At 76.0% G+C, this 25257-nt stretch carries 17 protein-coding genes; 9 read left to right on the top strand and 8 right to left on the bottom strand.

Going from position 1 to position 25257, the window contains the following annotated elements; all coding sequences use genetic code 11:
* The first annotated feature begins 211 nt into the window (after window positions 1-211).
* The 5 genes from AB0C99_RS08610 to AB0C99_RS08590 are packed head-to-tail and all read left to right on the top strand — an operon-like array spanning window position 212 to window position 5512.
* Window positions 212-1840 carry an ABC transporter substrate-binding protein gene (locus tag AB0C99_RS08610; RefSeq protein ID WP_362471344.1) on the top strand — a complete coding sequence of 543 codons (1629 nt, stop codon included), beginning with the start codon at window positions 212-214 and terminating at the stop codon, window positions 1838-1840.
* Between the two features lie 8 nt (window positions 1841-1848).
* Complete coding sequence (locus tag AB0C99_RS08605; protein ID WP_362471789.1) at window positions 1849-2802, top strand: ABC transporter permease; 954 nt, start codon at window positions 1849-1851, stop codon at window positions 2800-2802.
* On the top strand, window positions 2799-3689 hold the full coding sequence (locus tag AB0C99_RS08600; protein WP_362471341.1) for an ABC transporter permease: 891 nt from the start codon (window positions 2799-2801) through the stop codon (window positions 3687-3689). The genes AB0C99_RS08605 and AB0C99_RS08600 overlap by 4 nt, the downstream gene beginning before the upstream one ends.
* A gap of 3 nt (window positions 3690-3692) precedes the next feature.
* Window positions 3693-4685 carry an ABC transporter ATP-binding protein gene (locus AB0C99_RS08595; RefSeq protein WP_362471338.1) on the top strand — a complete coding sequence of 331 codons (993 nt, stop codon included), beginning with the start codon at window positions 3693-3695 and terminating at the stop codon, window positions 4683-4685.
* 35 nt (window positions 4686-4720) lie between these two features.
* Window positions 4721-5512, top strand: coding sequence for an ATP-binding cassette domain-containing protein (locus AB0C99_RS08590; RefSeq protein WP_362471786.1), 792 nt, complete (start codon window positions 4721-4723; stop codon window positions 5510-5512).
* 56 nt (window positions 5513-5568) lie between these two features.
* On the opposite strand, the gene AB0C99_RS08585 is transcribed toward AB0C99_RS08590, so the two are convergent.
* The 5 genes from AB0C99_RS08585 to AB0C99_RS08565 form a co-directional block, all read right to left on the bottom strand.
* Complete coding sequence (locus AB0C99_RS08585; RefSeq protein WP_362471335.1) at window positions 5569-6468, bottom strand: PaaX family transcriptional regulator C-terminal domain-containing protein; 900 nt, start codon at window positions 6466-6468, stop codon at window positions 5569-5571.
* Window positions 6465-7094 carry a GNAT family N-acetyltransferase gene (locus tag AB0C99_RS08580; protein WP_362471332.1) on the bottom strand — a complete coding sequence of 210 codons (630 nt, stop codon included), beginning with the start codon at window positions 7092-7094 and terminating at the stop codon, window positions 6465-6467. The genes AB0C99_RS08585 and AB0C99_RS08580 overlap by 4 nt, the downstream gene beginning before the upstream one ends.
* Window positions 7095-7130: 36 nt before the next feature.
* Complete coding sequence (locus AB0C99_RS08575) at window positions 7131-7946, bottom strand: SGNH/GDSL hydrolase family protein (RefSeq protein ID WP_362471330.1); 816 nt, start codon at window positions 7944-7946, stop codon at window positions 7131-7133.
* 178 nt (window positions 7947-8124) lie between these two features.
* Window positions 8125-10095, bottom strand: coding sequence for an amino acid transporter (locus tag AB0C99_RS08570; protein ID WP_362471327.1), 1971 nt, complete (start codon window positions 10093-10095; stop codon window positions 8125-8127).
* 398 nt (window positions 10096-10493) lie between these two features.
* Window positions 10494-12155 carry an FAD-dependent monooxygenase gene (locus AB0C99_RS08565; protein ID WP_362471324.1) on the bottom strand — a complete coding sequence of 554 codons (1662 nt, stop codon included), beginning with the start codon at window positions 12153-12155 and terminating at the stop codon, window positions 10494-10496.
* Between the two features lie 384 nt (window positions 12156-12539).
* Between AB0C99_RS08565 and AB0C99_RS08560 the strand changes: the two genes are divergently transcribed.
* Complete coding sequence (locus tag AB0C99_RS08560; RefSeq protein WP_362471321.1) at window positions 12540-13241, top strand: VC0807 family protein; 702 nt, start codon at window positions 12540-12542, stop codon at window positions 13239-13241.
* A 93-nt stretch (window positions 13242-13334) separates the two neighbouring features.
* Here AB0C99_RS08560 and AB0C99_RS08555 read toward each other — a convergent pair whose 3' ends face one another.
* A complete protein-coding gene (locus AB0C99_RS08555) occupies window positions 13335-14810 on the bottom strand; it encodes a PLP-dependent aminotransferase family protein (protein ID WP_362471319.1) in 1476 nt (491 codons plus the stop codon).
* A gap of 119 nt (window positions 14811-14929) precedes the next feature.
* Between AB0C99_RS08555 and AB0C99_RS08550 the strand changes: the two genes are divergently transcribed.
* The 3 genes from AB0C99_RS08550 (at window position 14930) to AB0C99_RS08540 (ending at window position 20531) form a co-directional block, all read left to right on the top strand.
* A complete protein-coding gene (locus tag AB0C99_RS08550) occupies window positions 14930-16198 on the top strand; it encodes a Tm-1-like ATP-binding domain-containing protein (protein ID WP_362471783.1) in 1269 nt (422 codons plus the stop codon).
* A gap of 31 nt (window positions 16199-16229) precedes the next feature.
* Window positions 16230-17057 carry a phosphoenolpyruvate hydrolase family protein gene (locus tag AB0C99_RS08545; RefSeq protein ID WP_362471316.1) on the top strand — a complete coding sequence of 276 codons (828 nt, stop codon included), beginning with the start codon at window positions 16230-16232 and terminating at the stop codon, window positions 17055-17057.
* 78 nt (window positions 17058-17135) lie between these two features.
* A complete protein-coding gene (locus AB0C99_RS08540) occupies window positions 17136-20531 on the top strand; it encodes an AAA family ATPase (RefSeq protein WP_362471313.1) in 3396 nt (1131 codons plus the stop codon).
* Window positions 20532-20543: 12 nt separating this feature from the next.
* Here the strand turns inward: AB0C99_RS08540 and AB0C99_RS08535 are convergent, their stop codons facing one another.
* Together AB0C99_RS08535 and AB0C99_RS08530 are read right to left on the bottom strand one after the other, a co-directional pair.
* Window positions 20544-23909 carry a tetratricopeptide repeat protein gene (locus AB0C99_RS08535; protein WP_362471310.1) on the bottom strand — a complete coding sequence of 1122 codons (3366 nt, stop codon included), beginning with the start codon at window positions 23907-23909 and terminating at the stop codon, window positions 20544-20546.
* On the bottom strand, window positions 23906-25257 hold a 1352-nt coding region (locus tag AB0C99_RS08530; protein ID WP_362471307.1), incomplete at its 5' end, for an HSP90 family protein. The genes AB0C99_RS08535 and AB0C99_RS08530, both read right to left, overlap by 4 nt.

Here is a 25257-nt window from a genome sequence, read left to right as displayed (position 1 = left end):
CCCCCAGCTCCCCCAGCTCCCCCAGCTCCCCCAGCTCCCCCAGCTCCCCCAGCTCCCCCAGCTCCCCCAGCTCCCCCAGCTCCCCCAGCTCCCCCGGCTCCCCAAGCTCTCTCCGGCTCCCCAGCCCCAGCTCCCCCCAGCCGCCCAAGCTCCCCCGAGCTCTCCGGCTTCCCCAGTGCACGTCTCTACACCCGTGAAGGGGTGGGTCTCCTTGCGCACGCCCAGACTCCTCGCCGCCCTCGTCTGTACCGCGGCCCTCGCCGCCACGACGGCGGGCTGCTCCGGCGCCACCAAGCCGGGCGGCGGCAACGCCGCCTACACCGTCACGCCGACCTCCCCCGCGGCGAAGGGCCGACTGGCCTCCCTCACCTGGTCGCTGTACGCCGAGCCGTACACCCTCGACTACGCCCAGGCGTTCGACTACCCGCCGAACACCGTCCTCGCCAACGTCTGCGAGCAGCTCCTGCGGGTCACCCCCGACCTGAAGATCGAGCCCGGTCTCGCCGTGAAGTGGGCGAACCCCGAACCGCTGACCTGGGTCTACACCCTGCGCCCCGGCGTGAGGTTCCACGACGGCACCACCATGACCGCCGACGACGCCGTCGCCTCCCTCAAGCGCCAGATGGACCCGGCGACCGGCTCCCCCTGGGGCTCCGCCTTCAAGAACGTCAAGGCGATCGAGAAGACCGGCCCCCTCCAGATCACCCTCCGCCTCAGCCGCCCCGACGTCCTCCTCAACGAGTTGATGGCGGCGTCGCCCGGCACCATCGAGAGCGCCGCCTTCCTCAAGAAGACCGGCAAGGAGTACGGCGTCCCCGGCGGCAAGGTCAACTGCACCGGCCCCTTCGCCCTGGACACCTGGCGGCAGGGCGAGTCGATCACCCTCAAGAAGTTCGCCGGGTACTGGGACCCCAAGCTGGCGCCCAAGACGGACACCGTCCGCTTCACCTTCGTCGAGGACCCCTCGGCCCGCACCAACACCTTCCTCACCGGCACCGCCGACGGCGGCTACATGGTGCCCTCGTCCTCCCTCGCCCAGCTCCAGGCGTCGAACAAGGGCAAGCTGTACTACGGCCCCAATACCGCCGCCGCCAATCTCGCCGTCCTCGACTTCAAGGGCACCCTCGGCGACCTCAAGGTCCGCCAGGCGCTGTCCATGGCGCTCGACCGCAAGAACATCATCAAGGCGGCCGCCGGCGGCGTCGGCATCCCCGCCAAGTCCCCCACCGCGCGCGGCGCCTGGTCGCTCCTCCCCGAGCGCACCGAGGGCTACTTCAAGGACCTGCCCGAGCCGGTCTACGACGTGGCCGCCGCCAAGCGGCTCGTCGAGGAGGCGGGCGCCACCGGCAAGAAGGTCACCCTCGCCACCAGCACCCTCGCCCCCGAGATCAGCGTCGTCGCCAACGCCGTCCAGGCCGCCGGCCGCCAGATCGGCCTCGACGTGCGGCTCAAGCCCGTCTCCCCGGAGGCGTACAGCAGCATCTTCGTCGACAAGAACGCCCGCAAGGGCCTCGACCTCGTCATCACCAACGGCTACGACAACACCCCGGACCCGCTGGAGTTCTACCAGTACTTCCGCACCGGCGACTTCGGCAACTACGGCGAGTGGTCCGACCCCAGCTACGACGCCGCCTTCGACCGCGCCAACACCGCCGTCGACCCCGGCGCCCGCTCCGACCTCACCGCCGAACTCCAGAAGATCGCCGTCCGCGAACTGCCCTCCATCCCGCTCTACGAGGCCCCCTACACGGTCTTCCTCGGCAAGCGCGTCACCGGCGCCCCCACCGGCATCGCCCAGCTCTACTACCCCTGGGCCGCGACGATCGGCGCCGCGAACTGATGAACGGAATGCTCCGCTACCTCCTCGGCCGGCTCGCCGGACTCCTCGCGGTCCTGGTGGTGACCTCCTTCGTGGTCTTCGCCAGCGTCCACCTCGCCCCCGGCGACCCCGTCTCCTTCCTCCTCCACGGCCGCCCCGCCACCCCCGAGACCGTCGCCGCGCTGCGCGCCGAGTACCACCTCGACGACCCGCTCCTCGTGCAGTACGCCAAGTGGCTCGGCGGCGCCCTGCACGGCGACTTCGGGCGCTCCGCCCAGTACCACCAGGACGTCTCGGCCCTCCTCGGCTCCCGCCTCACCGGCACCGTGCTCCTCGTCGGCTACTCCGCCGTCCTCGTCGCCGTCGGCGGCGTGGCCGCCGGTGTGCTCGCCGCGCTGCGCCCCGGCTTCCTCGACCGCATCGTCCTCATCGCCACCGGCGTCGCCACCGCCACCCCGTCCTTCGTCAGCGCCATCGCGCTGGTCTCCCTCTTCTCCGTGCAGCTCGGCTGGTTCCCCGGCCCCGGCGGCACCCCCGAGGGACTCGGCGAACGCCTCTACTACCTGACCCTCCCGGCCTTCGCCCTCGCCACCACCTTCGCCGGCCTCCTCGCCCGCGTCACCCGCTCCGCGATGCTCGACGAACTCGGCCGCGAACACGTCGACGTCTCCCGCGCCCGGGGCGTCGCCGGCGCCACCGTCGTCCGGCGGCACGTGCTCCGCAACAGCCTCGGCCCCGTCGTCACCGTCGGCGGCACCATGCTCGCCGGGCTCCTCGTCACCACCTCCGTCGTCGAGACCGCCTTCGACGTCCCCGGCATCGGCTCCCTGCTCGTGCAGTCCGTCAGCGCCAAGGACTTCGCCGTCGTCCAGGCCGTCACCCTCATCAGCGTCGCGGCCTTCGTCCTCGTCAACCTCGTCGTCGACCTCTGCGCCCCCCTCATCGACCCCCGGCTCACCCTCCACGGGGAAGGCACCTCATGACCCTCACCGCACGCACCGAGGCGGCCGGCCCCGCCGACGCGCTGCGCCGCCGCCCCGGCCTGCGCGGCCTGCGGGTCCTCGGCCAGGGCCCGATGTTCACCGCGGCCGTGCTGCTCCTCGCCGCCCTCGTGCTCGTCACCGCCCTCGCCCCGTTGCTCGCCCCGTACGACCCGGAGGCCATGGACCTCACGGCCAGCCTCGTCGGCACCGGCGGCGACCACCTCCTCGGCACCGACCAGTCCGGCCGCGACATCCTGTCCCGCCTCATGTACGGCGCCCGCACCGGACTCCTCGGCCCGCTGCTCGTCGTCGCCGTCTCCACCCTGCTCGGCACCGTCCTCGGCGTCGTCGCGGGCTGGCGCGGCGGCTGGGCCGACGCCTTCCTCTCCCGCTCCATGGACCTGGTCTTCGCCATCCCCGGCCTGCTCGTCGCGATCATGCTGGTCGCGGTCGTCGGCTCCGGCATGACCGCGCCCGTCATCGCCATGGCCGTCGCCTACACCCCGTACGTCGGCCGCCTGGTCCGAGGCATCGCCCGCCAGGAGAAGGCCCGCCCGTACATCGAGTCGTACCGGGTGCAGGGCTGGTCCGGCTGGACGATCTGCCTGCGCCACCTGCTGCCCAACATCACCCCCACCCTGCTCGCCCAGTCGGCCATGAACTTCGGCTACGCCCTCATGGACCTGGCCGCCCTGTCCTACCTCGGCTTCGGCGTCCAGCCGCCCACCGCCGACTGGGGCGCCATGATCAACGAGGGCCAGTCGGCGCTCCAGCAGGGCGCCATGCTGCCCGCGCTCGCGCCGTCCGTCTGCATCGTCCTCGCCGTCGTGGCGTTCGGCATCGTCGGCGAGGGCATCGCCGACCGGATCGCGAAGCGGGAGCGCTGACCCATGAGCACCACCACCCCCCAGGGCCCCCGGCCCGTCCTGGAGATCGACCGGCTGACCCTGCGCCTGCCCGAGGGGCAGGCCGCCCGGCCCCTCCTCGACGGCGTCTCCCTCACCGTCGCCCCCGGCGAGACCGTCGGCCTCGTCGGCGAATCCGGCTCCGGCAAGTCCGTCGCCTGCCGCAGCGTCCTCGGCCTGCTCCCGCGCGGCGCCCGCACCACCGGCGAGGTCCGCGTCGGCGGCCGCGACGTCCTCGGCCTGGACCGCGCCGGGCTCGCCGCCGTCCGCGCCCGCGAGGCCGCCATGGTCTTCCAGGACCCCCGCGCCTCCGTCAACCCGCTGCGCCGCGTCGGCGACTTCGTCACCGAGGGGCTGCGCGCCGCCGGTGTCCCCGCCAAGAAGGCCACCGCCCGCGCCGAGGAACTCCTCGCCGCCGTCGGCATCCGCGACCCGCGCGGCGCCCTGCGGCGCCGCCCGCACGAGTTCTCCGGCGGGATGCTCCAGCGCGTCGTTATCGCCGCCGCCCTCGCCGGCGACCCCGCCCTGATCGTCGCCGACGAACCGACCACCGCCCTCGACGTCACCACCCAGGCCGAGATCATCGCGATCCTCACCCGCCTCCAGGCCGAACGCGGCACCGGCCTCCTCTTCGTCACCCACGACCTCGAACTGGCCTCCGCCATCTGCGACCGGGTGTACGTGATGTACGCCGGACGCATCGTCGAGACCCGCGCCGCCGGCGAACTCTTCGACGCGCCCCGCCACCCCTACACCGCCGGGCTGCTCTCCTGCACCCCGCGCATCGAGCCCGGCGCCCCCGCCCCCCGGCCCATCCACGGCCGCCCGGTCTCCGTCTCCGAGGCCCCGCCCGGCTGCCACTTCGCGGCCCGCTGCCCGCACGCCCTGCCCCGCTGCGAGGAGACGGTGCCCGCGCTCGCCCCGCACGGCGAGGGCCTCGCCGCCTGCCACCGCGCCGACGAAGGGATCCTGCTGTGACCGCCACCGCCACCGCCACCGTTGCCGGGGAGGGCCTGGTCGTCACCGGACTCCGCAAGGAGTACGGGGGGCACACCGCCGTCGACGACGTGTCCTTCACCCTCGCCCCCGGCTCCTCGCTCGGCATCGTCGGCGAGTCGGGCAGCGGCAAGACCACCACCGTCCGGATGCTCGTCGGCCTCGAACGCGCCGACGCGGGCACCGTCACCCTGGACGGCCGGGACCGCTCCGCCCGCCCCCGGGGCCGGGCCGAACGCCTCGCCAGGGCCCGCGAGATCCAGATGGTCTTCCAGGACCCGTACCTCTCCCTCGACCCCCGGATCACCGCCGGGGAGTGCGTCGACGAGGTGCTGCGGCTGCACTTCCGGCTCGACCCGGCGGCCCGCCGGGCCCGCGTCGCCGAACTCCTCGACCAGGTCGGCCTCGGCCCCCGCGAGGCCGAGGCGCTGCCCCGCCGCCTCTCCGGCGGCCAGCGCCAGCGCGTCGCGATCGCCCGCGCCCTGGCGGCCGAGCCCCGCGTCCTCGTCCTCGACGAGGCGGTTGCGGCGCTGGACGTGTCCATCCAGGCCCAGATCCTCGAACTCCTCGCCAGGATCAGGCGCGAGGCCGGTGTCGGCTACCTCTTCGTCACCCACGACCTGGCGGTCGTCCGGCACGTCACCGACGAACTGGTCGTGCTCCGCTCGGGCCGCATCGTGGAATCCGGCCCGACCGCCCGCGTCCTCACCGCCCCCGAACACCCCTACACCCGGCTGCTCCTGGACTCGGTACCCCGCCGCGGCTGGGACCCGGCCCGCATCGCGGACGCGCGGGCGGCGGTGGGCTGAGGGGGGGCTGGGGAGGGCTTGGGACGGGGTTGAGGAGGGGTGGGGCTGAGGGGGGCTCACTCGTCGAGGAGGCTCCGGTAGAGCGCGAACAGGCGGGGCGCGCCCGCCCGTCCGGACGGGCCCGGGCCCCCGCCGTCCCTGTCCTCCCCGTCCTCCTCCTCGGCGGCGCGGGCCAGCGCGTCCCAGCACTCCGCCGCGAGCGCGCGGGCCCCGGCGCCCGGCCAGGGGCGGGGCAGCAGCTCGGGCGGGAGCAGCGGGTCGGGCTCCATCGCCTCGCCGAAGGCCGCCGCCAGCCGGACGCTCAGCCCCAGCCGCTCCGGACGGGGGAGCGGCCGGGCCCCGGCCAGCCGGTCCAGCACCTCCCGGGCGAGCGCCGCGAGCCGCCCGTACCGCTCGGCGACCGGCTCCGGCGGCCACAGCGCGGCGGCCAGCGCGGCCGGGTCCGCGAGCTCGCCGCGCCGCAGGTCGGTGCAGGTCAGCCCGGTGAGCGCGGCGGCCACGCCGAGGCGCTCGGCCTCGGCCCCGACCAGCGGGCCGATCGCGTGCGGGCTGACGTACAGCCCGCTCTGCAGGGGCGCGGCGCCGAGCCGTACGAGGGACGCGCGCAGGGAGTCGCGGGCGGCCCGGTCCGACTCGGGCACGGCGAAGCCGAACAGGTGCCAGGTGCCGTCCCAGGGCGCGGCGCCCCGGTCCTGGGCGTAGGCGAGGCGGATGAAGGCCAGGTCGGGGGCGAGCGCGCCGTCCGCGTCCGCGACGGCGCGCAGCAGGGCCTTGCGCCCGCGCCCCTCGTGGGTGAACCGGCCCTCGGCGACCAGGCGTTTGACGCAGAGCCGCACCTGCTGGTCGCTCATGCCGAGCAGCCCGCCGACCTCGTACAGCTCCCCGGCGTCCACGGTGCCGTCCTCGCGTACGAGGGCGTGGACGAGCATCCGGGTGGGGACGGGCGGCGTGCTCATCGGGCTCCTTCGGGGCCGTGGGGGAGGCCGTCCGCGACGGTGACCGGCCGGTGCATGGTGGTGACGGCGCCGAACCCCATCAGCTCCCGCAGGAACGGGGTGCGCTCGGTCCGTACGGCGACGAAGCCGTGCCGCTCGTACAGCGCGCGGGCCCGGGGGTTGACGTCGATGACGTCGAGCCGGACGCGCCGGCAGCCGTGCTCGGCGGCGACGGCCACGACCTCGCGGAGCAGCAGTGAGCCGATGCCGAGCCCGCGCCGCCCGGAGTCCACGGCGATCCCGTCCATGACCAGCTCGCCGGGCGCGGGGCGCCGCTCCAGCAGGGCCAGCAGCGCGAGCCGGGGCAGCCCGCGCAGCGGCCCGTACGCCGTGAGCACGTCCCGCGCCCCGCCGCCGGTGAGCCCGCGCCCGCCGAGCGCGTAGCCCGCGACCCCGGCCACGGTGCCGTCGGCGAGGGCGACGAGCCCGCGGTCGTGGTGGAGGTGGGCGGCGAGGAAGCTCCGCCCCCGGTCGGGCGGCCCGAGCGCGGACCCGAGCTTGCGCCCGAACGCCTCCCAGTACAGCGCGGCGACACGGGCCTCGGCCCCGCGCGGGACCCCTCTGCGGATGACGGCATCGCTCTTCATCTATCGATCGTAAAACGCTCGTATCTAAAGCGAGCGTTAACTGACCGATCGAATAGAGGGAATCGAACGGACCGGCTTCAGGTCCGGGTACTTGGCCGTGCGGCCGTCGCCCGAGGACCGGCCCCGGAGCCGGCGGCCGATCCAGGGGGCCAGGAAGGAGCCGAGCCAGGCGAGTTCGGCGACGGCCGCGCGGGGCCCGGTGGGCGGGCGGACCGCCGGTGGCGGCAGGGGGTACGTCCAAGAGTCGTCGCTGCCGGGGAGCGCGAGGGCCTGGGCGACGGCGGCGGCGATCCGGGCGTGGCCGAGCGGGGAGGCGTGCAGCCGGTCGGGGCTCCACAGGCGCGGGTCGGTGACCACCGGGTGGTGCCCGGTCTCGACGACGGTGACGCCGTGGGGGCGGGCGACCTCGCGGATGCGGGCGTTGACGGCGGCGATGCGCGGCGCGACCGGCCGGGCCGCCGGGATCAGCCGGGTCAGGTCGGGGAAGGTGAGGGTGACGACGTGGGCGCCCTGGGCGGTCAGCGCGGCGAACATCGCCTCCAGGTGACCGGCCACCTCGTCGGCGTCGAAGCGCGGCCGGAGCAGGTCGTTGACCCCCGCGACCACGCTGGCCAGATCGGGCCGCAGGGCGAGCGCGGGACCGAGCTGCTCCGCCCGCACCTGCCCGGCCAGCCGCCCCCGTACGGCCAGGTTGGCGTAGCGGAGGTCCGGGCTGTGCTGCCCGAGGAGCCCGGCGAGCCGGTCCGCCCAGCCGAGCAGCCCCCGGGTGTCGTCGCCGTCGCCGACGCCCTCCGTCTGGCTGTCCCCGAGGGCGACGTACCGCAGATAGCGGGAGCCCGGCTGAGCCGCCATGCGACCGACCGCCTTCCTTCGCGCTCGCGCGCTGTCGAATACTCGCGAATGGACTTATTCGCTTTGTTGAGTATAAGAGGAGGTGGAGTGGAGGAGCGAGGTGTGAAGCGGGCGGGCCGGTCGGGCCGGTCGGGCCGGGCAGGCCGGGCTGGCAGGCGGGCCGGGTGGGCCGGGCGGGTCAGCCCACGTGGACGTACGGGCGGCGGGCGCGGTCCGGTTCGGCCTCGCGCAGGACCTCGCGGGTGACCGGGGCCACCTCGCCCTGCCCGAAGAGGAAGAAGCGCAGGAAGTTGGCGAAGGGGTTGCCCTCGGTCCACTCGAAGTAGATGTGCGGGCGGACCCCGGTGAGGTCGCGGGCGTGCAGGAGCAGGGCGGCGAGCGCGTTCGGGATCGAGGAGCTCTCCACGGTCAGGACGCGGTAGCGGTCGTGCAGCACCTCGCCCCGCACGGTCAGCCCTGCCTCGAACTCGGACGGGTCGGTGATCGTGACCTCGACGAAGACGAAGTCCTCACCGGCGGACAGGTCGTTGTCGGCCCGGATCTGCTCGATCTTGTCCCGGTACTCGGCCTGGTCGCGCCGGTCGGGCTCGTTGGCGACGAACCGGGGGGTGCGGCTCGCGATGTCCTTGATGAACCGTTCCGCCAGATCGTCGAGCTCGACGTGGGTGACCCGGAGTTCGAAGGCGCGCCCGAGACGGGAGAGGAGTGAGATGAGGATGATGCCCGCGATGAAGCAGGCGCCGATCTTGACGCCGTCGGGGCGCTCGATGACGTTCACGACGGTCGTGTAGAGGAAGACGGCCGAGATGACCGCGAAGCCGATCGTCCAGCCGCGCTGCCGGGCCTTGCGCGCCGCGATGGTGACCGCGACCGCCGCCGAGGAGATCAGCACCAGGACGCCGGTCGCGTACGCGCCGCCCTGCGCGTCCACGCTGGCGTCGAATATCCAGGTCACCAGGAAGGCGACGAGGGTGAAGACGATCACCATGGGGCGCACGGCGCGGGCCCAGTGCGGGGCCATGCCGTAGCGGGGGAGGTAGCGGGGCATCAGGTTCAGCAGACCGGCCATCGCGGAGGCGCCGGCGAACCAGAGGATCGCGATCGTGGACACGTCGTAGACCGTGCCGAAGGTGTTGCCCAGGTACTCGTGGGCGAGGTACGCGAGCGCGCGCCCGTTGGCCTGCCCGCCCGCCTCGAACTCCCGCTGCGGGATGAGGACCGTGGTGAGGAAGCTGGTGGAGATGAGGAAGACGCTCATGATGAGCGCGGCGGTGGTCAGCAGCTTCTTCGTGCCGCGGATCCGGCCGGCGGGCCTCGCCTCGGTGTCGTCGGGGTCGCCCTTGACGTGCGGCATGACCGCCACGCCGGTCTCGAAGCCGGAGAGGCCGAGCGCCAGCTTGGGGAAGACGACGAGGGCGACGCCGATCATCACGAAGATGTTGCCGTGTTCCTGCGTCAGCGCGGCCGACCAGTCGGTCACCACGTGCCCCTCGGTGAGCACGTGCCACAGCCCGGTGAGGATGACGACCACGTTGAGTGCCAGATAGACGCCGACGAGCGCGACGGCGACGCCGATCGCCTCCAGGAAGCCCTTGAGGAACACCGCCCCGAGCAGGGCGACGAGCACCAGGGTGATCAGCATCTGCTTGTCGTGGAGCGCCTCGGACAGATGCGGGTTCTCCACGAGGTGGGTGGAGGCGTCGGCGGCGGAGAGGGTGATGGTGATGAGGAAGTCCGTCGCCGCGAAGCCCAGCAGGGTGAGGACGAACAGCTTGCCCTTCCAGAAGGAGAGGAGACGTTCCAGCATGGCGATCGACCCCTCGCCGTTGTGGCTCTCCTCGGCCACCCGCCGGTAGACCGGCAGGGCGCCCGCGAGGGTCACGACGACGAGCACGACGGTGGCGACGGGCGAGAGCAGCCCGGCCGCGAGGGCGGCGATGCCGGGCTGGTAGCCGAGTGTCGAGAAATAGTCGACGCCGGTCAGACACATGACCCGCCACCAGGGCTGCCCCTTGGGCGCGGACTCGGCGACGGTCGGGGCCCCGTCGGCGGGCGGCGGGGCGGCGGGCCGCCCCTTGCCCATGTCGGACAGGCCCTCCAGCATCCAGGCGCGCAGGCGTCCGGCGCGGGCGGTGGGCGACGTGGCCATGGAAGAGCTCCAGCTGTCCGTACGGGGAGGGAGGGGAGAGCGAGAAAGGAGTGTCGATTTCCGGCCATCACTCGGACGGCGGCCGAGTCAGCGTACGCAAGGGACGCGGAACCGGCCCGGCGGCCTGCGTCAGGAATTCGTCAAGATGCCCCTGGTGGCGGCCCCGAGGCCCCCGCGTCACGTCGGCGGGCCCGGCTGGCCCGGCGGCGGGCGGGCCGTGGCGGGCCAGGGCGGGCCGTGGCGGGCGGGCCGGCCGCCCGGGTCCGCGCCGCCGCCTCGCCTCATACGAGTCGAGGAGCCCGAGCCCGAGCCGGCCCTGCCGTGCCGTGCCCAGAGCGCTGCGGCGATCCTCCAGCCCGGTCCGGCCCGGGACTGTGTCGCGTCACCGCGTCACCGTGTCACGGGACCAGCCCCGGGCACGCTCCCCTGCCCCGTCCCGTAGCCGTGACCGTGGCCGAAGCGGCCCCCGGGGCGAGAGCGGACAGATAGCTGGCGAGCAGTCCCGGGCGGGCGACGGGGGCGACCAGGCCCACGTAGCCGTCGGGGCGGACCAGGCGGAGCTCGTCCGGTGGGCCGAGGAGCCGGGCCTCCGCGGGCTCCGCCGGGCTCACCGGCAGGACCAGCAGCGGCACCGAAGCGCGCGTGCACGCCTCCTCCAGGGCCGTGCGCACACCCGGGTCGGCGGCCCGCGCCGCGTCCAGGAGCAGGGTCCAGCGCTCGTACGAGAGCAGGGAGTGCAGCCGTACGGGCTCGGCGCCCGCCGCCCGGGGAGAGCCCGGGATTCCGGTGGTGACGCGGGCGTCGGGCATCCGGTCGCCGGCCCGGGCGCCCCGGCCCCGCCGCGACCGGGGCGCCTGCTGCCAGGAGAGCGCGCTGCCCCGGTGGCCGCGCCCGAGGCCGCTCGACCGCAGGTCGACGCGCTGCTGGACGCGGCTGACGGCGAGGGCGAGGGGCAGGACGGCGGCCAGGGCCCGGTAGCCGATCGGCGGCAGCGGCAGCTCCAGGAAGGTGCGGCGCGCGTCGCGGACGTACTTCAGGGCCAGCGCGCGCTGTTCGGTGCAGTACGTGTCCAGGAGCGCCTCGTCGGCCTGGCCGCGGTGGACGGAGGCCAGCTTCCAGGCGAGGTTGTGGGCGCCCAGTATCCCCACGCTCATTCCGTGTCCGCCGGCCGGCGCCCAGGCGTGCGCGGCGTCCCCGGCGAGCAGCCCCCGCCCGTGCCGCAGCCGGGCGGCGAACCGCCGGCCGAACCGCGCCCGGTCCAGCCAGAGCGGCTCCGTGGGGAAGAGTCGCAGACCGGGCACCCGCGCGGTGTCGGCGACCAGGTCCCGCAGCTCGTCCAGGGTGGGCGGCCCGGTCCGCGCGGGGTCGGGGTCGTCGCGGAGGCAGAGGAAGCGGTAACCCCCGCCGGGCAGCGGCAGGGCGAGCACGGAGCGCCGGGGGGCGAGGAACACGTGCCCGTGCCCCGGGCGGCGGCCGTGCGGCCAGTCGGCCTCCGCGTTCCCCTGGACGAGCTGTGTCCCGGCCCCGCGCCGCCCCTCCAGGGGGATGCCGAGCCGGTCGCGGACCACGCCGTCGGTGCCCTCGCAGCCCACGATCCACCCGGCCGTGCCGGACTCGGCCGTGGCGTCGGGCAGGCGCAGGGTGAACTCCGCCCGGTCGTCGCACACCGCGACGTCCGTGACCTCCGTGTCCCACTCGACCTTCGTGCCGAGCCGGGCCAGCTCCCCGCACAACAGGCGCACGAGGTCGTGCCGTTCGATGGTGAGCGGGCGGCGGTGCGCGGAGCGGTGCCAGCCGGTGACCAGCTCGCCGAGGCGCCGGCCGAGGCCGTGCACGGTCACCCCGCCGAGCTCCACCGCGCGGTCCCGGAGCGCGCCGAGGACGCCGAGCGACTCCAGGGCCTCGGCGGCGCGCGGCCACACCACGAGCGCCCGCGCCCCGCGTCCGGCGCCGGGCGCGCGGTCGACCACCCGGACGCCCAGGCCGAGCCGGCGCAGCGCGATCGCCAGTGTCAGGCCGACCGGTCCGGCCCCGACCACGCACACGTCCACGCCCGCCATACGCCCCCCGTCCCCGAACTCCCCGTCGTCCCGCGCCGATCGCCGGACACGGCCGGTCCGGCATGTTCCTCCAGAGTGCGCGCCGATGATCACCCCTCGCCAGGGCGTACGGCAGGGCGCGGGAAGCATTCGACCTGCAGATATGACTCCCTGTGCATCAGGTCGTCGGTTTGAGTGACGATCGCCGCATAAGGCGACGCCCTTTGACGCGCGCAAGGCGTGCGAGGCGCGCAAGGCGTGCGAGGCGCGCAAGGCGTGCGAGGCGTGGAGGAAACGCCTACCAAGACTTGAAGATCATTTTTGCTGCCGTCGTCTTGTCCGCCCCCAACGGGCCGCCCTACCGTGCGAAACCGCACGGATCAGGCCATTCATCCAGGGGGAATCATGTCCACGGCAGACGCGCGCCCAGGCCCACCCGCCCGCTCGGCGGCGGCCACGGCCATCGGCTGGACGCTCACCATCGGACTCAACGTCGTCGCGCCCGTCCTCACCTTCGGCGCCCTGACCGACCGGGGCTGGAGCGACTTCTCCGCGCTGCTCCTCAGCGGCGTCTGGCCGGTTGTCGACACCGTCGTCCACCTCGTGTGGCACCGCAAGACGGACGAGTTCGCCGTCGTCACGGTCTTCTTCCTCGTCCTCACCGCCGTCGTCTCGCTCGTCGGCACCCACTCCGCCCGCGCCCTGCTCGTCAAGGACTCCTTCGTCACGGGCCTCTTCGGCGCCCTCTGCCTGGCCACGCTCCTCGCGCCCAAGCCCCTGATGTTCTACTTCGGACGCCGCTTCTCCACCGACGGCACCGCCGAGAGCCACGCCTGGTGGAACGGCCTCTGGCAGTTCGAGGGCTTCCGCGCGGTGATGCGCCGCATGACCGTCGTCTGGGGCGCCGCCTACCTCGTGGAGGCCGCCGCCCGCGTCGGTCTCTCGTACGCCCTGTCCGTCGAGGCCATGGTCGTCGTCAACCCGGTCCTCATCTACGGCACCCTCGGCCTGCTCGTCCTGTGGACCATGCGCACCGCCAAGCGGGGCCGCGCACACGCCGCCGACCGGGCCGAGGCCGCCGCCCGCGAGGCCGGGGCGGCGGCCTGAGGGAGCCGCACGGCCCCGAAGTCCCCGACGGCCGGGGACCGCTGTACCCGTGGCGGGCGACCCGTCGCCCGCCACCGGGTGCGATCCCCGGCCTCAGCGCGCGCCCCCGCCCCCCGCCGCCCCCGCCCCGCTCCGCGCCGCGCAGTCCAGCAGCGTCGGCAGCGCCGCCGCCAGCGCCTCCACCCCGTGCGCGTACGGCAGCCGCAGACGGTCCCGGAAGCCGTCCACCGGCGAGAACGCCGAACCCGGCACCACCGACACGCCCCGCCGCCGCGCCAACTGCGCCGTCGCCTCCGTGTCCGCCCCCGGCAGCCGCACCCACAGCGCGGGACCGCCCGCCGGCCGCGTCCACTCCCAGCCGGGCGCCCGCGCGCGCAGCAGCTCCTCCGCCGCCGTCAGCCGCTCCCGCAGCACCGCGCGCCGCCGCGCCCGCGCCTCCGGCAGCTCCGCGAGCAGCCGGACCGCCACCAGCTGGTCCACCACCGAGCACGACAGGTCGACCGAGGTCTTGATCTTCGCGAGCCGCGCCACCACCTGCGGCGACGACCGCACCCACCCCACCCGGAGCCCGCCCCAGAACAGCTTCGACAAGGTGCCCACGGTCACCGTCGAACCGCTCGGCAGCCCCGCCACCAGCGGCACCACCGCCTCGTCGCCCGCCAGCGACAGCTCCGCGCACGCCGTGTCCTCCACCGTGAACAGGCCCAGCTCGCCCAGCACCGCCCGCCACTCCCGGCGCGCCGCCTCGTCCAGGCTCCGCCCCGTCGGGTTGTGCGCCGTGGGCTGGAGGTAGACGAGCCGGGGCCGCACCGGGCCGCACAGCCGCCGCAGCCCCGCCGCACCGATCCCGCCGATGCCCCCGATCCCGCCGTCCCGGCCGTCCCCGCCCACCGGCACCAGCCGCGCCCCGCGCGCCCGCAGCGCCTCCAGGGCGCCCCGGTACGTCGGGTCCTCCACCACCACCGTGTCCCCCGGATCCACCAGCGCCTGCGCCACCAGCCACACCGCCTGCTGCGAGCCCGCCGTCACTAGGATCTCCTCCGCGTCCGTCGGCACCCCCGCCGCCCGGTAGTACGCGGCGACCCCCTCCCGCAGCTCCGGCAGCCCGTACGGGTGGTAGCCGTCCGCCCCCAGCAGCGGCGCCATGTCCCGCGCGGTCAGCGCCCCCACCGCCGCCGCCACGTCGCCGAGCCCCGGCAGCGCCCCGCTCGACAGATCGGCCGTCAGACCCGAGGCCGTCCCCGCGCGGGCGTCGAAACTGGCCAACCGCCCCTCCATCGGATGCCGGTCCAGGACCCCCGCGCCCCGCAGCCGCGACCCGCTGCCCCGTACGCTCTCCAGCCGCCCCTCGTCCTCCAGCAGGCCGTACGCCGCCGTCACCGTCGACCGGCTCACCCCAAGGACCGTCGCCAGCTCCCGCTGCGAGGGCAGCACCGTGCCCGCCGGCACGTCCCCCCGCTCGGCGAGCTCCCGCAGCGCGTCCGCGAGACGCCGGGGCAGCGGCCCCGGCCCCTCCGACGCCCATCCGGTCAGCAGTCGGGACAAACGCGTCGAGGGAATCCTGGCCATGCCTCCCATCTTGGACACCCGGCGTCCGCGCAGGCCAATCGGCCCCGACTGGTCGTTGCCGTGACCGCGCGCGCCGCCGAGGATCGATGACACCGCCACAGAAAGGGAGCGTGAGGGCATTGGCCACGGTGGTGCTGGTCGGGACGCTGGACACCAAGGGGGAGGAGTACGCCTGGCTGCGCGAGCGGCTGCGCGAGTACGGGGCCGACGTCCTGCTCGTCGACACCGGCGTGCTGCCGCACCCCGCGCACACCCCCGTCCCCGACATCCCCGCCGAACTGGTCGCCCGTGCGGGCGGACACGAGCTCGCCGCCCTGCGCGCGTCCGGCGACCGGGGCGCCGCCGTCGCCGCCATGGCCGACGGCCTCACCCGCGTCGTCCTCGACCTGCACCGCACCGGCCGCGCCCACGCCGTGCTCGCCGCGGCCGGCAGCGGCGGCTCCTCCATCGCCGCCCAGGCCATGCGCGCCCTGCCCATCGGCGTACCGAAGGTCCTCGTCAGCACCATGGCGGGCGGCGACGTCTCGCCGTACGTCGACAGCAGCGACCTCACGATGATGTACAGCGTCGTCGACATCGCCGGGCTCAACTCCGTCTCCCGCCAGGTCCTCGGCAACGCCGCGGCGGCCGCCGCCGGGATGGCCCGCCGCCACGAACGCAACCAGGACCGGTCCGCCGGACTGGGCCGCAAGGTCGTCGCCGCCACCATGTTCGGCGTCACCACACCCGCCGTGGACACCGCCCGCGCGCGGCTCGCCGAACACGGCTACGAGGTCCTCGTCTTCCACGCCACCGGCGCCGGCGGACGCGCCGTCGAGAAGCTGGCCCGCGACGGCCTCCTCGACGGCGTCCTCGACCTGACCACCACCGAACTCGCCGACGAGCTCGTCGGCGGGGTGCTCAGCGCCGGACCCCGCCGCCTCACCGCCGCGGGCGCCGCCGGGATCCCGCAGGTCGTCGCCCCCGGCGCCCTCGACATGGTCAACTTCGGGCCCGAGGCGAGCGTCCCCGAACGCTTCGCGGGCCGCCGCCTCCTCGTCCACAACGCGACCGTCACCCTCATGCGGACCACCGCCGCCGAGATGGCCGAACTCGGCGCCTCCATGGGCCGCAAGCTCGTCGCCGCCCGAGGCCCCGCCGAGGTGTTCTGGCCCCGCCGCGGCGTCTCCGCCGTCGACGTGGCCGACGGCCCCTTCGCCGACCCGGACGCCGACGCCGCCGGACTCGACGCCCTGCGCCGCGCCGTCACCGGCAGCTCCGTCCGCATCCACGAACTCGACGTCCACGTCAACGACGCCTCCTTCGCCGTCGCCATGGCCGACCGGCTGCACCAGCTCATCGGCGGCCACACCCGGCCGGCGTCCACCCCCCACCCGCACCGACCGTGACCGCGGCCCCGACCGCGCCCCGGAGGAACCCATGAACCGTCAGGACGTACTCGCCCGGCTCCGCGCCCAGATCGCCCAGGGCCGCCCCATCGTCGGCGCGGGCGCCGGCACCGGCCTCTCCGCCAAGTGCGCCGAGGCCGGCGGCGTCGACCTGCTGATCATCTACAACTCCGGCCGCTACCGGATGGCCGGCCGGGGCTCCCTCGCCGGACTGCTGCCCTACGGCGACGCCAACGCCATCGTCAAGGACATGGCCCGCGAGGTGCTGCCCATCGTCCGCGACACCCCCGTGCTCGCCGGGGTCTGCGGCACGGACCCCTTCCGCCGCATGGACCTCTTCCTCGACGAGCTCAAGGCCATGGGCTTCGCCGGCGTGCAGAACTTCCCCACCGTCGGCCTCTACGACGGCACCTTCCGGGTCAACCTGGAGGAGACCGGCATGGGCTACGGCCTGGAGGTCGACATGGTCCGCGCGGCCCGGGAACGCGACCTCGTCACCGCCCCGTACGTCTTCGACCCGGAGCAGGCCGCCGACATGACCCGCGCGGGCGCCGACATCCTCGTCCCGCACGTCGGCCTCACCACCAAGGGCGCCATCGGGGCCGGGACCGCCCTCACCCTGGAGGGCGCCGCCGAGGCCGTCCAGGAGATGCACGACGCCGCCAAGCGGGTCAACCCCGACGTGCTGGTCCTCTGCCACGGCGGGCCCATCGCCGAGCCGGAGGACGCCGCCTACGTGCTGGCCCACACCACCGGCGTCGTCGGCTTCTTCGGCGCCTCCTCGGTGGAACGGCTGCCCACCGAGCGGGCGATCACCGAGCAGACGAGGGCCTTCAAGGCGCTGTCGCCCGGCCACTGAACCCCGGGGCGGGGGCACGGCTGTCAGTGGCGTGCCGTACAACGGATGCCGGGGAACGAAGTCCGTGGGGGACCGGTCATGAACAGGATCACAGGGGAGGGGAGCGTCGACCGCGCGCCCTTCGCCGGACGGCGAGCCGAACTCGCCCGTCTGGAAGAGCTGCTGGGCGCGCCGGGGCGGCGCGGGTCCGACGCCCCGCGCGCCGTCGACCTCACCGGCGAGCCCGGCATCGGCAAGAGCCGCCTCCTCGCCGAGCTCACCGCCCGGGCCCGCCGGGCGGGGGTCACGGTGCTGCACGGCCGCGCCCCGGCGCGCGAGCGGCCGCTGCCCTACGAGGTGTTCGCCGACGCCTTCGCGGACCTCGCCGCCCCCGCCGAGGACACCGCCCGCGTCCCCTGCGGCGCCGGACGCACCCCGCCCCGCCGAGGCGCCCGCAGCCGCCCCCGGCCCCCCTGGACACCTCCCGACCTCACCACCGCCCCCTGCCCCGAGCGCCCCGCCCCGGCGCAGGAGCCCGGCGCCCCTTCGGCGCCCGGCGACCGCCCGGCCCCCGGGACGCCCCCGGGCCTCCCGCCCGCCCCCGGCTTCTACACGGAGCCCGGGCACCCGCCTTCGCCCGGCCTCCCACCCACGCCCGGCCCGCGCCCGGAGTCCGGCTTCCCGCCCGCGTACGGACTGCTGCGGTACGCGGCGGAGGCCGGGGCCCCCGTCGCCCCGGGTGCCTGGCCCGATCCGGTCGGGTACGGGTGGGACGGCGGCACCGGCGAGACGGGGGCTCCCGTTACCCCGGGTGTCTGGCCGGATCCCGTCGGGTTCGGCAGGGACGGCGGCACCGGCTGGGACGGCGCGAGCGGCCGGGGCGGCTGGGACGGAGCGACCGGCTGGCACCCCGCCCCCGGATATCCGGCCGCATCCATGACGGGGCTCCCGCCGCAGCTCCGGCCCGAGCCGTACGGGGTGTTCCGGCGGGTCGCGGACGCCCTCGCGCGGTGTGCCCAGCCCGCGCTGCTCCTCGTCCTCGACGACGTGCACCGCGCCGACCGCGCCTCCCTCGACCTGATCGACCACCTGCTCCGGCACCCCGTCGCCGCCCCCGTGCTCCTGGTCATGGCCCGCCGCGAGCGGCGCACCCCGCCGGACCTCGCCGCCGTGCTCGCGCGGGCCGCCGAGAGCGGCGCGCTCACCCGGATCGCGCTCGGCCCCCTCGACGAGGCCGACTGCGCCGACGGGCTCGCCCCGGGACTGCCCCCGGCCCGCGCGGCCGAACTCCACGCGGCCAGCGGCGGCAACCCCGGCTACTTCCTGGCCCTCGCCGGCGGCCGCGCGGGCGGCGGCGCGCTCGCCGCCCTCCTCGGTGAGCTGGCGCCGCTCGGCCCCGCCGCCCGCGCGGTCGTCGACGCCGTCGCCCTGCTCGACGAGGACGCCCGCACCGACCTGCTGCCCGCCGTGACCGGCGCGAGCCGCGACGAACTCGTCCACGCCGTCCGCGAGCTCGTCCGCCTCGACCTGGTCCGCCCGCGCCCCGACGGCCACACCCTGGAGCTGCGCCACCCCGCCCTCGCCCGCCTGGTCCGCCACGCCATGGACCCGCTGCGCCGCCGCGAGTACCACCGGCGTGCCGCCGAGGGCCTCGCCGGTGCCGGGGCGCCCGCCACCACCCGCGCGCGGCACATCGAGCGCTACCTGACCCGCTGGGAGCCCGGGGCCGCCGCCGCCCTGGTCCGGGCCGCCGAGCTCACCGAGGCCACCGATCCGGCGCTCGCCGCGCGCCGGCTCGCCGCCGTCCTCGACGTCCTGCCCGACGCCCCCGAACACCGCCAGGCCCGCGTGGAGCTCAAGCTGCGCCGCGCCCGCGCGCTCGGCCTCGCCGGCCGGGTCGAGGAGAGCCGCGACCTGCTCCACCGGCTGCTCGCCCTCTGCCGCGAGGACGCACCGGGCCGCCGCTCGGGCGCCCGCTGCCCCGCGAGCCCGGGGGAGGAGGAGCCCCGCTCCGCCGCCGTCCTCCTGTGCGCGTTCATGGAACGGCACCTGGGCCGCTACCGTGAGGCCGACGCCCTCATCCGCCGCGAACTGCGCCGAGGCGCCGGACCCCGCCCCGCCCTGCGCCTGCGGCTCGTCGTCGAATGGGGCTGCCGCGCGCTCTTCGAGGCCCGCTACCCCGAGGTCCGCGCCGAGCTCGCCGTCACGCTGGCCGCCGCCCGCGCGCGCGGCGACGAGACCGGCACCCTCGCGGCCCTCACCCTCGGCGCCCTCGGCGAGGCGTACGAGGGCGAGACGCGCACCGCCCGCGCGTACGCCGCCGAGGCCGCCGCCCTCGTCGACGCCATGACCGACGGCGAACTCTCCCGGAGCTTCGAGGCCCTGGTCCGGCTCGGCTGGAGCGAGATCTTCCTCGACGACCCCGCCTCCGCCGAACGGCACACCACCCGAGGCGTCACCCTCGCCCGCCGCACCGGACGCCCCTTCGCCCTCTCCCAACTGCTGCTGTGCGCCGGGTACGTGCAGTCCCTCACCGGGCGCGTCGACACCTCCCTCGCCCTCGCCGACGAGGCCCTGGCCCTCGCCCGTACGCTCGGCGGCGCCGAGGTCGCCGGCTTCACCCGGGCCATCAGGGCCACGATCCTGCTCCAGGCCCGCCCCCTCGGCGACCCCGAGGCGCTCGCCGCCGCCGAGGAGGCCGCCGCCACCGTCGGCGCCGCCGACGGCTGGTGGGCCACCCTCGCCCGCGGCCTGCTCGCCCACGCGATCCCGCTCACCACCGACCCGCACCGGGTCCGGGACGTCCTCGTCGCGGCGGGCGGCGGACCCGGACTGCCCCGGATCCAGCCCTCCGTGCGCCCCGGCTTCCTCGAACTCCTCGCCGCCGCCCGCCTCGCCACCGGCGACCCCGCCGGGGCCGAGCGCGCGGCGCGCCTCGCCGAGACCGAGGCCGCCCGCCTCGACCTGCCCGTCCAGCGCGCCGCCGCCCTGCGCGCCCGCGCCCGGCTGCTCCTGCACGCCGGGGAACAGGCCGCGGCGGCGGCCCTGTTCGCCGAGTCCGCCGACACGTACGCCCGCACCGGCATCGGCCTGCGCGAGGCCCACACCCTGCTGCTCGGCGCCCCCGTCGCGCGCGCCGCCGGGGACGGCGCCGAGGCCGCCGCGATGTGGCGCCGGGCCCGCGGTCTCGCCACCGCGGGCGGCGCCCGGCTCCTCACCGACCTCGCCGACCGCACCAGGACCGCGGCCCTCGGCCCCGACACGGCCGGCCCCGGCACCACGGCGGCCGACCCAGGGGGACCGCTCGCCGCGCTCACCCCGCGCGAGCGCGAGATATCCGCCCTCGTCGCCGAGGGCCTCACCAACCAGGCCGTCGCCGACCGCCTCTGCCTCAGCCCCCGCACGGTCGAGAGCCACGTGGCCCGCGTCTACCGCAAGACGGGCGTCGTCACCCGCGCGGGCCTCGCCTCCCTCGTCGCCCGCGCCACCTCCTAGTTGTACGGGAGTTCAGAAGGCGCCGAGCAGGGCCTCGCACTCGGCGGCGACCTCGGCGAGGGTGCCGTCCGGGTCGGGCAGGTCCTGCACCCCGGCGTGCACCCGCCGCGCGCGCCCGGTGGCCGCGCCCTCCCGCCCCAGGCCCCACTCCAGGCGTACGGCGAGGAGTTCGCACAGCCACAGGTCCGAGCGGGCGGACTCCCCGCAGGAACGCAGGGTGCCGATCGCGCGCTCCGCCTGCCGCAGCGCCCGCTCGAAGAGCGCGACGAGCTCCGCGTACCGCTCGGCGGACTCCACCTCCTCGAACGGCGCCGCCTCCGTCGTCTCCACCAGCAGCTGCGCGAACTGCTGGTACGTCTGGCCGAGTTCGAGCGTGCCCAGCCGCAGCTCCTCCGGCGTACGGGCCGCGTCCAGCGCCCGCGCGCACTCGCGCAGCGCCTCCTCCATGACGACCTCGCCCTCGGCCGGGCCGCACGCGTACAGCGCCTCCCAGGCCCGCGCCCGCAGCGCCCGCACCGCGCCCGCGTGGTCCCCGCGCGCCCGCCACAGGTCGGCGGCCCGCTCGTAGGCGCGCGCCGACTCCTCCGCCAGCCCGGCCCCGCCCAGCGCCTCCGCCGCCTGCTGCGTCAGTACGGCGTGATGCCGGCCGTCCGCCCAGTCGCGGGTCTCGGCCGCGGCCAGCGCGAACTGCTCGGCGGCCTGGCGCGGTTCGCCGAGCCCCCGCACGGCGTGCGCCAGCCAGACCCGGGCCTGCACCAGATCCGCCGGGTCGTGCCCGGCGCGCAGCTCCGGCAGTACGGCCTCCAGGACGGTGGCGGCCTCCTCGAAGCGGCCCAGGGCGCAGTAGTGCCCGCCGAGCCGGAGCCGTACCAGGGCGCCGAGCCCGGCCCCCTCGCCCGCCGCCCCGGCGAAGTGGTCGGCGTCCACCAGCAGTTCCTCCGCCGCCGGGCCGGGCCCTTCGAGAGCGGTCACCGCCTGCGCGAGCGCCAGCGAGAACCGCGCCCGGTCGCCCGGCCCCAGCAGCTCCACGCGCGCCCCGTCGTCGAGCACGCCCCGCGCCACCGCCGCCGCGCCCGCGTGGTCCCCGACGGTTGACAGCAGGCTGGCGAGCAGCAGTTCGGCGGGGGTGGCGAGCCAGGGCCGCCCCGCTTCGTGATGGTCGGCGACGGCGGCCGTCGCGAGCCGCGCGGCGGCCCGCGGGTCCTCCGGCGCGGTGAGCCGCGCGAGCAGCTCCACGGCGGACGCGATCCGGCCCAGCAGCTCCGGATCCTCCCGCCGCTCCCGCCCCTCCCGCGCCTCCTCGGCGAAGGCGAGCAGCCGGTGGATCTCCTCCCTGGCCCGCAGGACGCCCCCGGAGGCGCCCGGACCGGGCGCTCCGTCCGGCCCTGCCTCGCCGGGCCCGTCGGCCTCGCGCCGCCCGTCGTCCGACGCGCGGCCCGGCCCCGCGCCGATCCCCTCGGCCGGTACGAGCGCGGTCCCCAGGCCCGCCACCAGGGACCGGCAGCGGAGCAGCAGGACCGTCACTGTCTCGGCGGCGGTGGCGCGCCCCGCCGAGTGGAGCTCGCGGGCTCGCCCGCACAGCGCGTCCAGGTCGTCCGCGCCAATGTGACCGTCCAGGCCGTCCGCGCTGTCCAGGCCGTCCGCGTCACCGTGGCCGCCCAGGCCGCGCAAGCCGTCCGTGTCAACGTGACCGTCCAGGCCGTCCGTGCCGTCCAGGCCGTCCGCGCCAGCGTGGCCGCCCAGGCCGTCCGCGCTGCCCAGGCCGTCCGCGTCACCGTGGCCGTCCAGACCGTCCGTGTCGACAAGGAGCGCGCGGGCGCGGGACACCAGGGCCTGGCCCTCCCGGCCCGCGCGCGCGTGCAGTTCCGCGGCGCGGGCGAACAGGCCGGCCGCCGCGGGACCGCCCTTCCCCGCGCGCTGGAGGTCCAGGCCCTCGGCGTCCAGCGCGTCGGCCGCGTCGCAGGGAGCCAGGGACCCGCCGTGCGCCCCGGCGGCGGCCCGCGCGCGCTGCCAGGCCGCCCGGGCCGCCGGGTGCCCACCGGCCGTCAGCGCGCGGGCGCGCGCCAGGAGTTCGTCGAGCGGCTCCCCGGCGACGGCGCTGGTGACGGCGTTGGACACCGCGCGGCCCGCCCCCGCCCCCGCCGTCACCTCGGCCGCCCGGCCCAGTCCCAACGGGAGGGCGGCGACGAGCGGGGCCGCCGTCATCCGGGACCGTACGAGCGCGGACACGCGGGTATTGCCGTTGCGGGCGTCGAAACGGGCCGCCTGGGTGAGGGCCTCCTCCGTCGCGTACGCGTAGAGCGCTTCCGCCGTCCACCGCCCGCCCCCGGTCCCCGGCCCGGCCCCGGGCCCCGACGCCAGCCCCGGCCCTGTCCCCAGCCCCGGTCCCGATCCCAGCCCCGATCCCAGCCCCGATCCCAGCCCCGTTCCGGGTCCCAGTCCCGGCCCCGGCACCGGCTCGCCGCCCCGCCCCAGGGCGACGAGCCGGCCGGTGAGCAGGGCCGCGCAGGACAGCCACTGGAGGTACGGGCCCACGTCCCCGCGCAGGCCCCAGCGGGCCGTCTGCTCGGACAGGATCTCCAGGCCGCGCGGCTCGTTCCCGGTGAGCGCGCAGAACTCGACGTGCCCGGCGACCGCGACGGTCAGGCCCTCCTCGGCCCGTGCCATGCGGTAGCCGCGCAGGTGGTGGGCGCGGGCCTCGTCGAGCCGCCCGAGGCGGACCAGGGGCAGCAGCGAGAGCGCGAGGACCGCGTGGGGTTCGTGCAGGCAGCCGGCCCGCCCGTCGAGCACGGGCCGCCACACGTCGAGCGCGCGGGCGTCCTCGCCGCGCTCGGTCTCCCAGCGGCCCCGCTCGTGCAGCTCGCAGGCCGGGCAGTCGGCCATCTCGTCCCGCTCGGCGGCGAGCATCGCGGCCAGCGCGCGCTCCGCGCGTGAGGTGTCGCCCAGGTGCCGGGCCACCTCGAAGTCCCGTGAGTGCACGGCCCGTTCGGAGTGCCCGGCGAGCCGGTAGCGGTGCCGCATCTCGCCCAGCCAGCCCTCGATGGAGGCGAGCGGCACGTCCGGCTGGTCGAGCGCGCTGCCGCTGACCCACTTGAACATCCAGAAGAGCTCGTGGGTGTCGTCCTCGTCGAAGTCGCCCGGGTTCTGGTCCCACATCCGCAGCAGCCGCGCGAACGGCACCAGCATCTTGTCGCCCTCGGCGCTGGAGGCGTAGGCGACGGTGAGGCCGGTCAGGGCCTCCACGAGGAGCGGCCGGTCGCCGGTCGCCTCCGCCTCGGCGACCAGCCGCTCGGCGCGGGCGTTGCGGGCGGAGCCGTACGGTTCCTCGCCGTTGCGGTGGACGTCGATACGGATCTCGTCGCGTGAGCGGCGGCTCATCGGTCTTCTCCGGAGGGGTGGTCGGGGGCCGGATCCGCCGTACGGGACGGCCCGCCGGGGTGGTCCGGCCGCACGGACCGGTCGAGGAGGCCGAGGAAGGTGCGGTTGAGGAGGGCGTTGTCGGCGGGGCGGAGGGGGCGTTGGGCCATGAGGAGGGCTTGTCCGTAGAGGGCTTCGACGGAGGTCGTCGTCAGCTGCGGGTCGTCGAGGGTGGCGATGCGGCGGATGAGGGGGCTGTGGTGGTTGAGGACGAGGCGGGCTCGGGGGGCGCTGCCGCGGAGTGAGCCGAGGATGCCGGCCCAGAGGGTGTCGGCCTGTTCCTCGGCCTCCGCGCGGGCCTGCTCGTGCCGGGCCGACCGGTCGTCCAGGAGGAGCCCCGGCAGGGTGAGCGGCCGGTAGGCGCGCAGGACGACGTCGCAGTCGAGGGGGTCGAGGGCGGCGCGCGCGAGGGAGAGGAAGCCGGTGAGGGCGAGCTCCTGCCCGGGGTCGACGGGGTCGAGCCGGTCGATGACGGCGTCGGCGTCGAGTTCGGCCACCCGGGCGCCGGGGAGCACGAGGGGGAGGCGTTCCACGAGGGCGCTGTCGTAGGTGTAGCCGCCGTTGACGACGCCGATGCCCTGGGCGGCGGCGATGGCGGCGACCTGGCGGAACTCCTCGACGGTGCGGGTGAAGTGGACGACGGGGTGGCGGCGGGCGAAGGCGTCGAGGGAGAGCTGTCCGTCGGTGGTCTCGAAGGGCAGCCAGGGCAGCATGGCGGCGAGGATCCCGTCGTCGTGCCGGGCCAGCGACTTCACCCCCAGGTGGTGCACGGCGAGCAGGGCGCGCAGGCGCTCCGGCTCGCTCGCCGCGAGCCGCGCGAGCCAGTCGCGTACGGTCTGGCCGAGCGCGTCCCGTACGCCGGTCAGCGTCTCGTCCTCGTAGAGGGCCTCGCGGGAGGCGGTGGGCCGGAGGGTGTCGGTGTCGAGGACGCAGCGGACGAAGAAGGCCCAGTCGGGGAGGAGTCCGTCGGCCTGCTCGGTGAGCAGCATGCCCTTCAGGTGCACCCGGTGCCCCGCGCGGTGGGCCGGACTGACCTGGGACGGCAGCACGTAGGCGACACCGCGCAGTCCGGCGAGCGGCACGTCGAGGTCGATGACGTCGAGGGGCGTGAAGCCGAGGGTCTCGCGGCAGTGTGCGGCGAGTGCGGTGCGGCGGGCGGTGGGGGTGGGGTGGGTGCGGTTCCAGGGGGCGGGGTGGTCGGTGACGGGTTGGTCGTCGACGTGGATGGGGTGGGGGAGGAGGGAGGCGTAGTGGCGGGCGAGGGTGAGGACGCGGTCGTGGGTGAGCCAGTCGGTGGTGCCGGGGCGGG

Origin of the sequence: Streptomyces sp. NPDC048659 (genome assembly GCF_040650575.1) — a bacterium.
GTDB lineage: Bacteria > Actinomycetota > Actinomycetes > Streptomycetales > Streptomycetaceae > Streptomyces.
This window is presented reverse-complemented; position numbering and strand designations above follow the sequence as displayed.